The sequence below is a fragment of the Neomegalonema sp. genome, assembly GCF_028688855.1.
Classification (GTDB): domain Bacteria; phylum Pseudomonadota; class Alphaproteobacteria; order Rhodobacterales; family Rhodobacteraceae; genus Neomegalonema.
This window is the reverse complement of the sequence record NZ_JAQTXI010000004.1, coordinates 165,514-178,559: the sequence shown is the minus strand read 5'-3', so window position 1 is coordinate 178,559 and position 13,046 is coordinate 165,514. Positions and strand designations below refer to the sequence as shown.

At 69.0% G+C, this 13,046-nt stretch carries 13 protein-coding genes; 8 read left to right on the top strand and 5 right to left on the bottom strand.

Annotated features, from left to right (window positions below; genetic code table 11):
- Position 1: 1 nt before the first annotated feature.
- Complete coding sequence (locus PHN62_RS04620; RefSeq protein ID WP_300146981.1) at positions 2–1,321, top strand: lyase family protein; 1,320 nt, start codon at positions 2–4, stop codon at positions 1,319–1,321.
- Between the two features lie 17 nt (positions 1,322–1,338).
- On the opposite strand, the gene PHN62_RS04615 is transcribed toward PHN62_RS04620, so the two are convergent.
- The gene (locus PHN62_RS04615) at positions 1,339–1,929 is read right to left on the bottom strand and encodes a glutathione S-transferase family protein (RefSeq protein ID WP_300146979.1); all 591 of its coding nucleotides are present in this window, start codon (positions 1,927–1,929) and stop codon (positions 1,339–1,341) included.
- A 2-nt stretch (positions 1,930–1,931) separates the two neighbouring features.
- Positions 1,932–2,390, bottom strand: a complete 459-nt coding sequence (locus tag PHN62_RS04610; RefSeq protein WP_300146976.1) for a VOC family protein — start codon at positions 2,388–2,390, stop codon at positions 1,932–1,934.
- A 106-nt stretch (positions 2,391–2,496) separates the two neighbouring features.
- Between PHN62_RS04610 and PHN62_RS04605 the strand changes: the two genes are divergently transcribed.
- Complete coding sequence (locus PHN62_RS04605) at positions 2,497–3,408, top strand: LysR family transcriptional regulator (RefSeq protein ID WP_300146974.1); 912 nt, start codon at positions 2,497–2,499, stop codon at positions 3,406–3,408.
- Between the two features lie 44 nt (positions 3,409–3,452).
- Here the strand turns inward: PHN62_RS04605 and PHN62_RS04600 are convergent, their stop codons facing one another.
- Positions 3,453–4,259: a ferredoxin--NADP reductase gene (locus tag PHN62_RS04600; protein ID WP_300146972.1), complete on the bottom strand. Its 807-nt coding sequence runs from the start codon at positions 4,257–4,259 to the stop codon at positions 3,453–3,455.
- 349 nt (positions 4,260–4,608) lie between these two features.
- Here PHN62_RS04600 and PHN62_RS04595 point away from each other — a divergent pair, with 349 nt between their 5' ends.
- The 4 genes from PHN62_RS04595 to modC are packed head-to-tail and all read left to right on the top strand — an operon-like array spanning position 4,609 to position 8,292.
- Positions 4,609–5,649 carry a LysR family transcriptional regulator gene (locus PHN62_RS04595; protein WP_300146969.1) on the top strand — a complete coding sequence of 347 codons (1,041 nt, stop codon included), beginning with the start codon at positions 4,609–4,611 and terminating at the stop codon, positions 5,647–5,649.
- Between the two features lie 32 nt (positions 5,650–5,681).
- Entirely contained in the window at positions 5,682–6,512 is an 831-nt protein-coding gene (modA, locus tag PHN62_RS04590) for a molybdate ABC transporter substrate-binding protein (protein WP_300146967.1), read from the top strand.
- Positions 6,509–7,186: a molybdate ABC transporter permease subunit gene (modB, locus tag PHN62_RS04585; RefSeq protein WP_300146964.1), complete on the top strand. Its 678-nt coding sequence runs from the start codon at positions 6,509–6,511 to the stop codon at positions 7,184–7,186. Before modA ends, modB begins: the two co-directional genes overlap by 4 nt.
- Complete coding sequence (gene modC, locus PHN62_RS04580; RefSeq protein ID WP_300146962.1) at positions 7,186–8,292, top strand: molybdenum ABC transporter ATP-binding protein; 1,107 nt, start codon at positions 7,186–7,188, stop codon at positions 8,290–8,292. Before modB ends, modC begins: the two co-directional genes overlap by 1 nt.
- 17 nt (positions 8,293–8,309) lie before the next feature.
- On the opposite strand, the gene PHN62_RS04575 is transcribed toward modC, so the two are convergent.
- Both PHN62_RS04575 and PHN62_RS04570 read right to left on the bottom strand, forming a co-directional pair.
- A complete protein-coding gene (locus PHN62_RS04575; RefSeq protein ID WP_300146959.1) occupies positions 8,310–10,094 on the bottom strand; it encodes a monovalent cation:proton antiporter-2 (CPA2) family protein in 1,785 nt (594 codons plus the stop codon).
- A 180-nt stretch (positions 10,095–10,274) separates the two neighbouring features.
- Positions 10,275–11,177: a transporter gene (locus PHN62_RS04570; RefSeq protein ID WP_300146956.1), complete on the bottom strand. Its 903-nt coding sequence runs from the start codon at positions 11,175–11,177 to the stop codon at positions 10,275–10,277.
- 367 nt (positions 11,178–11,544) lie between these two features.
- On the opposite strand from PHN62_RS04570, the gene nhaA reads away from it, so the two are divergent.
- Positions 11,545–12,726, top strand: coding sequence for a Na+/H+ antiporter NhaA (nhaA, locus tag PHN62_RS04565; RefSeq protein ID WP_300146953.1), 1,182 nt, complete (start codon positions 11,545–11,547; stop codon positions 12,724–12,726).
- Positions 12,727–12,880: 154 nt separating this feature from the next.
- The gene (locus PHN62_RS04560) at positions 12,881–13,003 is read left to right on the top strand and encodes a hypothetical protein (RefSeq protein ID WP_300146951.1); all 123 of its coding nucleotides are present in this window, start codon (positions 12,881–12,883) and stop codon (positions 13,001–13,003) included.
- The last annotated feature ends 43 nt before the right edge of the window (positions 13,004–13,046 follow it).

The window sequence follows — 13,046 nt, the reverse complement described above, 5'->3', positions numbered from 1 at the left end:
GATGCCCGCTTCTCCCGCCGACGGCGCCCTTTATCGCGGCCTCTTCGCCGATGCGGAGACCGCCGCCCTCTTCACCGAGAGCGCCGAGATCCGCGCCATGCTGCTGGCGGAAGGCGCTCTGGCGCAGGCGCAAGGCGAACTGGGGCTGATCCCGCAGGAATCCGCCGCCTTCATCGCGCGCTCCGCGCGGGAGGTCGCGCTGGATCCGGCGGCCCTCTCCGCCGAGACGGCGATCAACGGCGTTCCGGTCCCGGCTCTGGTGGCGGCCTTCCGCAAGGCCATGAACGCGCCGGAACATGCGCAATACCTCCATTGGGGCGCGACCTCTCAGGACGTCATGGATACGGGGCTCGCCCTGCGCCTGCGCCGCCTGGTCGAGATCTGGGAGGCGCGGCTCGAAGCTCTGGCGCGGGCTCTGGGCGCCCTGGCGGAGGCTCATGCGGATCTTCCCATGGCGGCGCGGACCTATGGCCAGCTCGCCACGCCGACCAGCTTCGGCGCGGTCGTCGCGGGCTGGGGCGGGCCGGTGCTGCGCCACCGCGAGAGGCTGAAGGCTCTGGCGCCGGAGCTGGCCCTGGCTTCGCTCGGGGGAGCTGCGGGCACGCTGTCGGCCATGGGGCCGGAGGGCCCGGCGACGCGGGCCAGGTTCGCGCAGATCCTCCGTCTGTCCGATCCCGGCGGAAGCTGGCACGCCGAACGCGACCGGATCGGCGCCTTTTCGGCCTGGATGGCGGGTCTTTGCGCCTCGCTCGGCAAGATGGGCGAGGATCTGATCCTGATGGCGCAATCGGGGATCGGCGAGATCGCGATCCGGGGCGCGGGCGGCTCCTCGACCATGCCGCAGAAGCAGAATCCGGTCGGGCCATCGGTTCTGGTCGCTCTGGCGCGCCAGACGGCGGCTCTGGCCATGACGATGCAGGGCGCGGGCGTCCATCGTCAGCAGCGCGACGGCGCCGCCTGGTTCGTCGAATGGCTGACCCTGCCGCAGCTCTGCGTCTCGACGGGGCGGGCGCTGTCGCTGGCTCTGGAGCTTGCGGGGGCGATTTCGCCCGTTCCGGAGGCCATGGCGCGCAATCTCGACGACGGATCGGGGCTGATCCACGCCGAAGCCTACAGCTTCGCTCTGGCGCGCCATCTGCCGCGCCCCGAGGCTCAGGCGAAGATCAAGGCCCTCTGCGCGGAGGCCCAGAGGGAAGGCGTTTCGCTTTCGGCCCTCGTGGCGCGGGATTTCCCGCATCTCGATCTTGCGGCGGCGGGCGGCCTCGGAGCCGCCCCCCGGGAGGCGCGCGCCTTCGCGATCCGGGCGAAGGGCGACGCCTGACGCGATCTCCCGGAGCCTCAGGCCGGCGGGGGCGCATATCCGGGCAGGGCGGCGATGCGGTCCATCCAGCGGCCGACGGCCGGATAGGGCGAGAGGTCGATCCCGCCTTCCGGCGCGAGGGCCACATAGGGATAGACGGCGCAATCGGCGATGGTGGGGCGCCCGACGGCGAGCCAGTCCTGTCGCGCGAGATGGGCCTCCAGCAGCCCGAGGATGCGCTTCGAGACCCGCAGGGTTCCCGGCTTGTCGATGGCGTAGCCGAACTTGTCCACCAGCCGCGCCGAGGCGGGGCCATGCTGGATCTCGTTGGCGGCGGTCGAGAGCCATTGCGCGACCTGAGCCTGCAAGGCGGGCTCGACGGGCAGCCAGGCCGCTCCTCCGTGGGCGCCCGCCAGATAGACGAGGATCGCCTGGGAATCCCTCAACGTGAGATCGCCGTCCACGAGGATGGGCAGTTCGCCCCAGGGGTTGAGGTCGGTGAGGGGCGGGCGCTTGTGCTCTCCGCCGAGGAAATCCACCGGGACGATCTCCAGATCGATCCCCGCCAGCGCCGCGAAGAGCCGCACCTTGTAGCAATTGCCCGAAGGCCCGAGGTCGTAGAGCTTCATGATCATTTCCCCCCTTGTGGAATCAGTTGATTGAATTCGAGGACGTTGCCGTCCGGATCGCGGATGAACAGCGCGATCCGGCGCGGGCCGATGGGCTTGGGGCCTTCGGTGATCCGGATGTTCCGGGCGCCCAGCCATTCCTGAAGCGCCTCCAGATCATCCACCACGAAGGCCGGATGAGTCACGCCGGGCAGCTTCACCGGCTCGTCGAGCAGCACGTTGCGCAGGCCGGGGCGACGGGCGGCGTTGAAGATCAGATTGATCCGCACGCCGTCGGCGGTGACCATCTCGTTGGCCTCGTAGGCGGGGAATCGCGCGCTCTCCACGAATCCGAGGCCCTCGTAGAAGGCCAGGGCGCGGCGGCGGTCGCTGACGCGGATCCCCACGTGGTCATAGGCCGAGATCCGGGCGCGGCTGCGGAGAGGGGCCTCTCCGGGGCTTGTCGATTGGTCCAGGATCATGCGCGTCCTCCTTGCCTTCCCGCTGCGGATGAGCGCCATTCTTCTCCGATCCCCTCGCCGGGAGAAACGCCGCCGCGCGGAGAAGACTTCTGCGTCGGGCGCAGAGATGGAGGCTGCGGATCTGGACAAGCTCAAGGCCATGGAGACCTTCCTGAGCATCGTGGAGGCGGGCAGCCTGACCGCCGCCGCCGAGCGGCTCGGCTGCTCCAACGCTTCGGTGGCGCGGAATCTGGCGGCTCTGGAGCGGTCTCTGGGGCTGCGTCTGCTGAACCGCAACACGCGCCGCCTCGCCCTGACCGACGAGGGCGCGGAATATCTCGCCTGGTGCCGTCGCATCCTCGGGGAGTTCGAGACCCTGGAGCAGAGCTTCGAGGCGCGGCGCGCGGCTCCGGGAGGGCTGCTGCGTCTGACGGCGCCCGTCGAGTTCGGCGCGCTTTACGCGGCTCCGACGGTCAACGCCTTTCTGCGCGCGCATCCGGGGATGCGGGTCGAGCTGACCTTGCTGGATCGGGTGGTGGATCTGCTGGAGGAGGGGATGGATCTGGCGATCCGCATCGGCCCCATGCCGGATTCGGGGCTGATCGCGGCGCGTCTGGGCGAGACCCGGCCCGTGGTCTGCGTCGCGCCGGAGCTTCTGCGCCGCTGCGGTCCGATCAGGCGTCCGGAGGATCTGCGGGAGATCCCCGGGGTTGTCTTTCATCCGCCGGGCCCGGTCTGGGAGTTCCGGGAGGCGGGGGCCCCTCTGGCGGTGGAGGTTCCGGCGGTCTTCTCGACCAATCAGGCGCGGGCGGCGCGTCTGGCCTGCCTGGAGGGGACAGGCGTCGCGCGTCTGCTGCATTACCAGGTCGCGCGGGAGCTGGAGGAGGGGAGCCTGATCCGCATCCTCCGGGAGTTCGAGGCGCCGGGCGCGCCGATCCGCATGGTCTATCCCCATGCGCGTCTGTTGTCTCCGCGCGTGCGGAGCTTCATCGACTGGACGTCGGCCCGCCTGAGCGCGGCCCTTCCGGCATCCGCCTGATCCCTCGCCCGCTTCCGGGGGCGAGGGTCCGTCGCCTTGCGCCGTCAGCCGACGAAGGCGCGCTCCACGACGAATTCCGCAGGGGCGTTGTTGGCGCCCTCGCGCAGGCCGAGGTCTTCGAGGATCTTCTTGAGGTCGCGGTTCAGTTCGATGGAGCCGCAGATCATCACGCGGTCCTGCGCCGGGTCGAAGCCCTGGAGCCCGAAGCTGCGGAACAATTCGCCGCTCTCGATATGCGCCGTGACGCGGCCCATGCGCTCATAGGTCTCGCGGGTGGTCGCGGGGTAGTGGTGGAAGCGCTCGCGGGCCAGTTCGCCGATCAGCGGATCCTCGGCCAGGGCGCGGGAGAGCTCCAGCCCGTAGGCCAGTTCGGCGACGTCGCGGCAGGTGTGGGTCAGCACGACCTGTTCGAATTTCTCGTAGGTCTCCGGATCGCGCATGAGGCTGGCGAAGGGCGCGATTCCCGTCCCCGTGGAGATCATCCACAGCCGGCGTCCCGGCAGCAGGGCGTCGAGAACCAGGGTGCCGGTGGTCTTGGGACGCAGCAGCAGCGTGTCGCCGGGCTGGATCTTCTGGAGATGGCTCGTCAGAGGGCCGTCCGGAACCTTGATGGAGTAGAATTCGAGTTCTTCGTCCCAGGCGGGGCTGGCGATGGAATAGGCCCGGAAGACGGGCTTGGGCGCGTTGGGCAGGCCGATCATCACGAATTCGCCCGAGCGGAACCGGAAGGAGGCGGGCCGCGTCGCCCGGAAGGAGAAGAGCCGGTCCGTGTAATGCCGGACGGAGAGGATCCGCTCGGCGTGGACGCCTGCGGGGATCGGGTGGCCGGAGATCGGAGCGGCGATGGTCATGAGGAAGTCCTTGGGCAGAGACGATGACGAAGATCGGGTACAAGGATCAGGCGACATCCGCCGCCATGGCGACAAGACGGAGTGAATCCTCCTTTCGGCGGCGCGGAACAAGCGGATTTTTCGGCATAACCGAATTCGGTTTCGTGCTGATCGCGTCCGCGCGGCCTGGGGCGGGCCTTTCCGGAGGCCGGAGCGCCGCCTTGCGGGGCGAGGCTCCGGGCTCGATAGGAAATATCAATTGATTTATCGCTTCAATCAATAAGATTGATTGTTTCTCCCACATGCCGCAGCAAGGGGCGAAGCGCGGAGGATTCCGCGTCGTTTTCCTGCGGCATGATAGGAATCGCCTATGCTCGACGCGCCAGACCGCAGGAAGCCGCCTTGCGCGGAGAGGGCGGATCCGGGCTCGCGCGGCGTCCGGCCCGGACGCCGGAGCGCCGTTCCGGCGCAGGAAGGCGGAACCATGCTCATCCGGCATCTGAGATTCTTCGTGGTCCTCGCCGACGAGCGGCATTTCGGCCGCGCCGCCGAGACCTGCGGCGTCTCGCAGCCCACGCTGTCTCAGGCGATCCGCAAGCTGGAGGAGGATCTGAATCTCGCGCTGGTGATCCGGGGGCACCGCTTCACGGCGCTGACGCCCGAAGGCGAGAAGCTGCTCCGCTGGAGCCGACGGATCCTCGCGGATCACGACAGCCTCCACGAGGATCTGAGGGGCGCGCGGGGCGGCCTGACCGGAACGCTGCGTCTGGGCGTGATTCCCGCCGCCATGCCGATGATCTCGCTGATCTCGGAGAGCTTCGCGCGGCGCAATCCTCTGGCGGGTCTGGAGATCCGTTCGATGTCCTTCCAGGCGCTGCGCCGGGCGCTGGAGGCCTTCGAGATCGACGGCGGCGTGACCTATCTCGACCAGGCGCCCGAGGAGAACCTCCGCGAGTTTCCGCTCTACCGCGAGCGCTATCTCTTCGCCTGCCGCGCGGAGCATCCTCTGGCGGAGCGCCGGATCGTCGGATGGGCCGAGGCCGCCGCCCAACCCCTCTGCCTCCTGCGCGAGGAGATGAAGCATCGCCGCATCCTCGACGAGGTGGCGGGAGATCTCGGAGTGGAGCTGCGGCCGAAGATCACCTGCAACAGTTTTCTCGGAGTGGCCTCGCATCTGCGGGCGGGGCCCTGGTGCGCCATCGTCCCGCAAGCCTTCCGCTTCGTCTTCGGCGAGGCCGGAGGGCTGGCGCTCCGCGAGATGGCCGAGACGCCGCGTCGCCACATGGTCGGGCTGGTCCTGGCCGAGCGCTCGCCCCAGACGCCCATGGCCGAGGCCTTGCGCAGCTGCGTCGAGGAGGCGGATTTCGAAGGCCGCCTCGAAGCCTCCGCCGCGCCGAGAGCCGCCGAATGAACAAGCTCACGCCTTTCTCAAGGAGTCCTGCGATGAAGTTCGCCCCTCTTCTGGCCGCCGCTCTGGTCGGCCTGCCCATCTTCGCCCAATCCGCCTTCGCTCAGGAGGCGCCGCGCCCCGCTCCCGTGGAGGTCGCTCCGGCGACGCTCACCGTGGCGGTGGCCGCCAACTTCAAGGGCGCCATGGAGGTCCTCGCGGAGGACTTCCACAAGGAGACCGGACACACCGTGGTCCCGGCCTTCGGCGCGAGCGGCGGCCTGACCACCCAGATCCGCGAGGGCGCCCCCTTCGACGCCTTCCTCTCCGCCGACGACGAGCGTCCGGAGCTTCTGGAGAAGGAAGGTCTGGGCGTGGCGGGCACGCGCTTCACCTACGCCATCGGCACGCTTGCGGTCTGGACGCCCCGCGAGAAGGTCGAGCTCGGGGCGGCGGGGCTGAAGGCCGCGCGTCTGGTCTCCATCGCCAATCCCAAGACCGCCCCCTATGGCGCCGCCGCCATGGAGGTCATCGGGAATCTCGGCCTGACCGCCGATCTTGAAGGCAGGATCGCTCAGGGCAACAGCATCGGCGAGGCCTTCGCCTCGGTCGCCAGCGGCGCCGCGGACATGGGCTTCATCGCGTTGTCGCAGGTGAAGGAGGGCAAGTTCGTCGATCAGGGGAGCCTCTGGCTGCCTCCGAAGGAGATGTACGCGCCCATTCGTCAGGACGCGATCCTCATCAAGGACACCCCCGCCGGACGCGAATTCGTCGAATATCTGCGCGGCGCTCCGAGCGCCCACGCCATCATCGAGCGCTTCGGCTACGAACTGGCCGAGGAGCCCGCCCTCCAGGAGCCCGAGCTCGAGCTTGAACCCGCCCAATGAGCGCGAGCGACTGGAGCGCCGTCTGGCTGACGGCGCGGCTCGCGGCGCTGACGACCCTGATCCTGCTGGTGATCGCCACGCCTCTGGCTTGGCGGCTCTCGCGGGCGAAGGGGCGTTGGCGCGCTCCGGTCGAGGCGGTGGTGGCGCTGCCTCTGGTGCTGCCGCCGACGGCTCTGGGGTTCTATCTGCTTCTGCTGATGAGTCCCAACAGCCTGCTCGGCGGCTGGTGGCTGGAGCGCACGGGGGGGACTCTGGCCTTCTCCTTCCACGGGCTCCTGCTGGCCTCGCTGATCTACAGCCTGCCCTTCGCGGTGCAGCCGCTCCAGAACGCCTTCGAGGCGGTGGGGCGCGGCCCCATGGAGGCCGCCGCAAGCCTGAGGGCCCGTCCGCTCGACGCCTTCCTGACCGTGGCCGCTCCCATGGCGGGGCGCGGATACGCCACGGCGGGGGCTCTGGTCTTCGCGCATTGCCTCGGAGAATTCGGGGTGCTGCTCATGGTGGGCGGGAACATTCCGGGGCGCACGCGGGTGATCTCCATGGCGCTCTTCGAGCATGTGGAGAGCCTCGACTACGCCGCCGCCCATCGTCTCGCGGGAGGGCTTCTGCTGGTCTCCTTCTGCATCCTTCTGACGGTGGCCCTGCTCAACGGGCGCTTTCGCAGCATGAGGGCCTGATGCGGCTGGATCTGGATCTGACCCTCACGCGCCCGAGCTTCCGGCTCGCGGCGCAGGGGAGCTTCGCGCTGTCGGGCGTGACGACGCTCTTCGGCCCGAGCGGCTCGGGGAAAACCACGCTGCTGCGTCTGATCGCGGGCTTCGAGCCCGAGGCGCGGGGCTCGCTGAAGCTCGACGGCGAGGAATGGATGGGGCGTCCGCCCCACGCCCTGCCGGTGGGCTATGTCTTTCAGGACGCAAGGCTTTTCCCGCATCTCAGCGTGGAGCGGAACCTCCTCTACGCCTGGCGGCGCGCGCCCAGAGACGGTTCGCCCATCGCTTGGGAGGAGGTCGTCTCGCGGATGGATCTGGGGCCCTTGCTCAAGCGCCGCCCCGAAACCCTCTCCGGCGGCGAGCGCCAGCGCGTCGCGATAGGCCGCGCCCTGCTGACCCGCCCCCGGCTGATGCTCATGGACGAGCCGCTTTCTGCCCTCGACCGGGCGCGCAAGGCGGCGATCCTGCCGCTGATCGCCGATCTGCCGCGCCGTTTCGGAATCCCCGTGCTCTACGTGACCCACGCCGTCGAGGAGGCCTTGCGGCTCTCCGAGGGGCTGATCCTCATGCGCGACGGAGAGATCTACGATTCCGGCCCGCCTCTGGAGGTCTTCGCGCGGGTTCCGCCTGCGGCTCTGGGGCCAGAGGTCGAATCCGGCGCGGCTCTGGAGGGCAGGGCGGGGCGCTACGATCCGGACTACCAGATCCTCGACGTGGATCTGGGCGGCGGGACGCTTCTGCGGGTTCCGGTCGAGGCCGCGCCGCCCGAGGGCGCGCCTCTGCGGCTGAGGATCGCCGCCGCGGATGTGGCGCTCGCCCGCCTGCCGCTGGCCGATCTTGCGCAGGGAGACATTTCGATCCGCAACGCCCTGCCTGTCCGCATCCAGGCTCTGGAGGCGACGGGAGGCCCCTTCGTCGAGGCGCGGCTGGCTCTGGAGGGCGGCGGCGTCCTGCGCGCCCGTCTGACGCGGCTCGCGGCGGCCGAGATGGATCTGAAGGAGGGCGAAGCGGTCTTCGCCCTCGTCAAGGCGGCGGCCCTGGACTCCATGGAGGGGCCCGGGCCTTCCGCGTGAGGGCCGGGTCGCCCTGATCAGTGGGCGGCCTGCGGCTGTCCGGCGTTGCCGAGGATCATGACGCGCCCCGCATCCAGCCCCCCGACGACCTCCAGCGCGAAGCGGTCGGAATCGCGGGCGCGGACCTCCGCGAGCACCTGCGCGGCCTCCTCGGGGGTCTCGCCGAGCCGCAGAAGCGCTTCGTGGCCCATGGAGAGGGCGGATTCGAAGGTCTCGCGGATCTGGTATTCCGCCCCCAGGGCGACCAGCTTCAGGGCGTGTTCGCGGTCGAAGGCGCGGGCCAGCACCGGGACCATGGGGAACTCGTGCCGCGCCAGCTCCACGATGCGGGTGACGGCGGCGGGATCTCCGGCGGCGGCGATGATCAGACTGGCCTGTCCGGCGCCGGCGGCGTGCAGGATGTCCATGCGGGAGCCGTCGCCGTACCAGATCTTGAAGCCGAAGTCTCCGGCGTCGCGGATGGCCTGCGCATTGGTCTCGATGATCGAGAGCGAATGTCCGCGCGCCAGCAGCGGTTGACTGACGATCTGGCCGAAGCGCCCGAATCCGATCACCAGCACGCGCCCGGAAAGTCCCTTCGCCTCCTCGACGCCCTCCATGGAGGGGGCGGCCTTCGGGGCGTAGCGGGCGTGGAGCATGATCATCAGCGGAGTCAGCGCCATGGAGATGATGATGATCGCAGTCAGATTGGCGTTCCAGTCCGGGGTGAGGACGCCGAACTGCGTCGCGGCGGCGTAGAGCACGAAGGCGAATTCTCCGCCCTGAGCCATCAGGACGGCGCGCTCCAGGGATTCCTCCCGATCCGCCTTGAAGAGCCGGGCCACGCCATAGATGACCAGCATCTTGAGCAGCATGAAGGCGGGCACGCTGATCGCGATGACGGTCCAGTTCGCGGCGATCACCCTGAGGTCGAGCGCCATGCCCACCCCGAGGAAGAACAACCCGAGCAGCAGCCCCCGGAAAGGCTCCACATCGGCCTCAAGCTGGTGGCGGAAGGAGGATTCCGACAGCAGCACCCCCGCGAGGAAGGCGCCCATGGCCATGGAGAGCCCGCCTTCCTGCATGAGCACCGCCGCGCCCAGCGCCACGAGCAGCGCGGCGGCCGTCATGATCTCGCGGACGCCGAAGCGCGCCAGCAGCCTCAGGGCGGGATCGAGCAGATAGCGCCCGACCAGCACCAGCGCCGCGATGGCGGTCAGCCCGACGGCCACCGAGACCAGACGATCCGTCAGCGTGACGGCCTCGCCGCCCGGCGCGAGAAAGGCGACCATCGCCAGCAGGGGCACGATGGCCAGATCCTCCAGCAGCAGGATGGCGATGATGCGCCTTCCCTTGGGCTGGGCCATCTCGCCGCGTTCGGCGAGCATCTGCATGACGATGGCGGTGGAGGTCAGCACGAATCCGGTCCCCGCGACGAAGCTGGCCGCGACGGGATAGCCGAGCGCGATCCCCACCCAGATCAGGACCACGATGGCGAGGCCGACCTGGGTCAGGCCGAGTCCAAAGATCTCGCCGCGCATGGCCCAGAGCCGCGAGGGCTGCATCTCCAGCCCGATGGCGAAGAGGAAGAGCACCACGCCCAGTTCGGCGACATGGATGATCGCCTGAGGATCGTGGAAGAGGCCGAGCCCGTAGGGGCCTATGGCCAGACCCGCCGCGAGGTATCCCAGCACCGAGCCGAGTCCGAGACGTCGGAAGAGGGGAACGGCGACCACCGCCGCCGCCAGAAGCGCCACGACCGGAAGCAGATCGACGCCATGATGCGCCGCAGCCTCGGCCGTGGCGGAAACCGGGTCAGCCATTTTTCAGCCTTTCTGGATCTTCGACGCCTGCGCGGAGGATTTCCCGCAGGCGATTCGGGGCGTCAGAATGGCGAAGGCTGCGCAAACCGCAAGAGCCGCGAAGTCGGCGCGAAACAGGAGGGGAGGCGGCCCGCCCTGAGGGAGGCCGCCTTCCGGTTCGTCGGTCGTGAGGCCGAGGCCTCAGAAGAGCTTCATCAGACGGATGGTGCCGACCACGTCCTGTTCGAAGCCGCCCTCCGTCCGCAGGTCCGTGGCGAGCATGCCCTGAATCTGCACGGTCGGAGAGAGCATCGTGGCGGCGAAGAGGCGCACCTGATCGGAGCGCGTCTTGGTGCCCTGATAGACGCCGTCGACGTAGTCCTCGCCGCCGAAGAGCCCCGAATAGCCGAGGGAGAAGGAGGTGGAGGGCGAGGTCTGATAGCGCAGATAGGCCTGAAGCTGGGTCGAGGGATCGCGGGAATGCTCGACTCCGAAATGGTCATGATCCTGGCGGAAGGTCATGTCGGCGGTGGCGTCGAGGAAGAGGGAGCCGCCGAGGCCCTGGACAAGCCCGATCTGCGGCGTGATGTTGAAGGAGCCCGAGCCGAGGCTCAGAGTCCCCGGCGTTCCGCTGTGGTCGCCGGTCGGCAGGGCGACATAGGTGGTCACGCCGAGGGTGGTCCCGTAAGGCCCGCTGGTGTTGAGCGGCCAGACGGTGAGTCCGAGGGTGAGGTCTCCGACTCCGTTCTCCGTCTCGAGGTCGGCGCCGCCGATCCGGGCTTCCGTGAGTCCGCCGAAAGGCAGGATGGCCTGGACGGCGAAGGGGAGTCCGTCGAGATCGGAGTAATGCAGCAGACGGGCGATGCCGACGGCCGTGTCGAGTCTGGAATCGGGGACTTCGCCGGCTCCCTCGACGTGCAGTTTTCCGGCGGTCGTGTATTGCCCGTAGATCAGCGCCGCGTTCGTCCCGGAGGGGAGAACGGTGTAATCGGCGGGCATGACGTCGACGGCGGCGGCGGGGCCGGCCGCGAGAGCTCCGGCCAGTCCGGCGACCAGGGCCGCGCTCAGGCTGTGAATGTTCGTCTTCAGACGCCAGAACGGCATCGTTGCCTCCCATGTTCGATCTGTTTTTTTATGCGCAAGGTTTGTCGTCGCGCCGCCTGATCTGGCGGCCCGACCATAAAGCGTCACGACGCAGGCCCCGCCCACCCCTACATTATGCTCAAGACCCCGGGCTCGGGTTCTGGCCCGGCTTCTTCAGGAGGCGTGAGCTTCGAGCATGGCCGTGCGCATGAAAGAGTCGGTCATCGTCGCCCGGACCGTCTCCGGATCTCCGGAGGCGGATCCGCCGGAAAATTCTCGGATCCGGCCGGCGATCAGGCTATGATCCAGCAGGCGTGTGCTGCGTGCGCCGAGGATCCCCCTCACTTACGGAGAACCGGATGCAACCTGTTTCGAGGTTCCTGAACTCATGTCCTCCCATCACCCTGCGACGTCCCCCCGGGACCGCTCCCTGCTGCGGCGCTTCCTGAACAGCGAGGCCTCCGGCGGGCTTCTGCTGATGTTCGTCGCCCTGCTGGCGATCCTCATCGCCAATTCGCCCTGGGCCGAGGCCTATTTCTCCGCCGTCCACGCCTACATCGGCCCTCTGAGCGTCCAGCACTGGGTCAACGACGCGCTCATGGCCGTCTTCTTCCTGCTCGTCGGACTCGAGATCAAGCGCGAGATGACCGAAGGCGAGCTCTCCACATGGACGCGGCGGCTTCTGCCGGGCGTCGCGGCGGCGGGCGGCATGGCCGCGCCCGCCCTGATCTACCTCGCCTTCAACGGTTCGGATCCGGCCACCGCCCGAGGATGGGCGATCCCCGCCGCGACCGACATCGCCTTCGCTCTGGGCGTGCTGTCTCTGCTCGGGCCGCGCGTCCCGACCTCCCTGAAGGTGTTTCTGGCCGCGCTGGCGATCATCGACGATCTCGGCGCCGTCGTGATCATCGCGCTGTTCTACACCAGCTCCCTGTCCCTCGGGGATCTCGCCGGAGCGGCGGCGATTCTGGGCCTGCTGCTCGCCCTCAATCTGCGCGGAGTCGCGTCCCTGCCGCTCTATCTGCTGCTGGGTCTGGCGCTCTGGGTCTTCGTGCTGCGTTCGGGCGTCCATGCGACGGTCGCAGGCGTGCTGCTGGCGCTGACCGTTCCGCTGAAGGCCCTCTCCGGCGGAGCGGAGGTTTCTCCCCTGCGCAAGCTGGAGCACGCCCTTCATCTGCCGGTCGCCTTCCTGATCGTGCCCATCTTCGGATTCGCCAACGCCGGAGTCTCCTTCTCGGGGGTCTCGCCCTCGGTGCTGGCGGAGCCTCTGTCTCTGGGCGTGGCCGGGGGACTGGTGCTCGGCAAGCTGATCGGCGTCTTCGGTGCGGTCGTGCTGATGGTCCGCAGCGGCGCCGCCGAGCTCCCGGCGGGCGCGAACTGGACGCAGATGTTCGGGCTGTCGCTGCTCTGCGGCATCGGCTTCACCATGAGCCTCTTCATCGGGCTGCTCGCCTTCACGGATCCCGCGCTTCAGGATCGGGTGAAGTTCGGCATTCTCGCCGGATCGCTCCTCGCGGGCCTCGGCGGATATCTCGTGCTGCGCTCCGCCGGACGAAGCCGTCAGGCGTGAGGCCTCCCGCAGGCGCCCTCGTCCCGGGCGCCTGCGTCCCTCCGGCTTGCGCGCGCCGCCTGAAATCCTTGCCCGGCGTGTGGGGAGGTGGCAAGAGAGGGATGTGGTTGCGGCTGCGGAGGGTCCGCGTCGCCCCGAACAGGGAAACGCCCCCATGAGCGTCGTCCATCTCCTCTCCCCCCTCTCCGGAATCGATCCGCGCCCGAGCTTGCGGGCCTCGGGCGGAGTCCGCGTCCTTCAGACCCAGCCCGAAGCGCCGACCTCGCGCATCGGATGACGCCTTCGCCGCGCGGTTTCGACGCCAGGGCGCGGAACCGGTC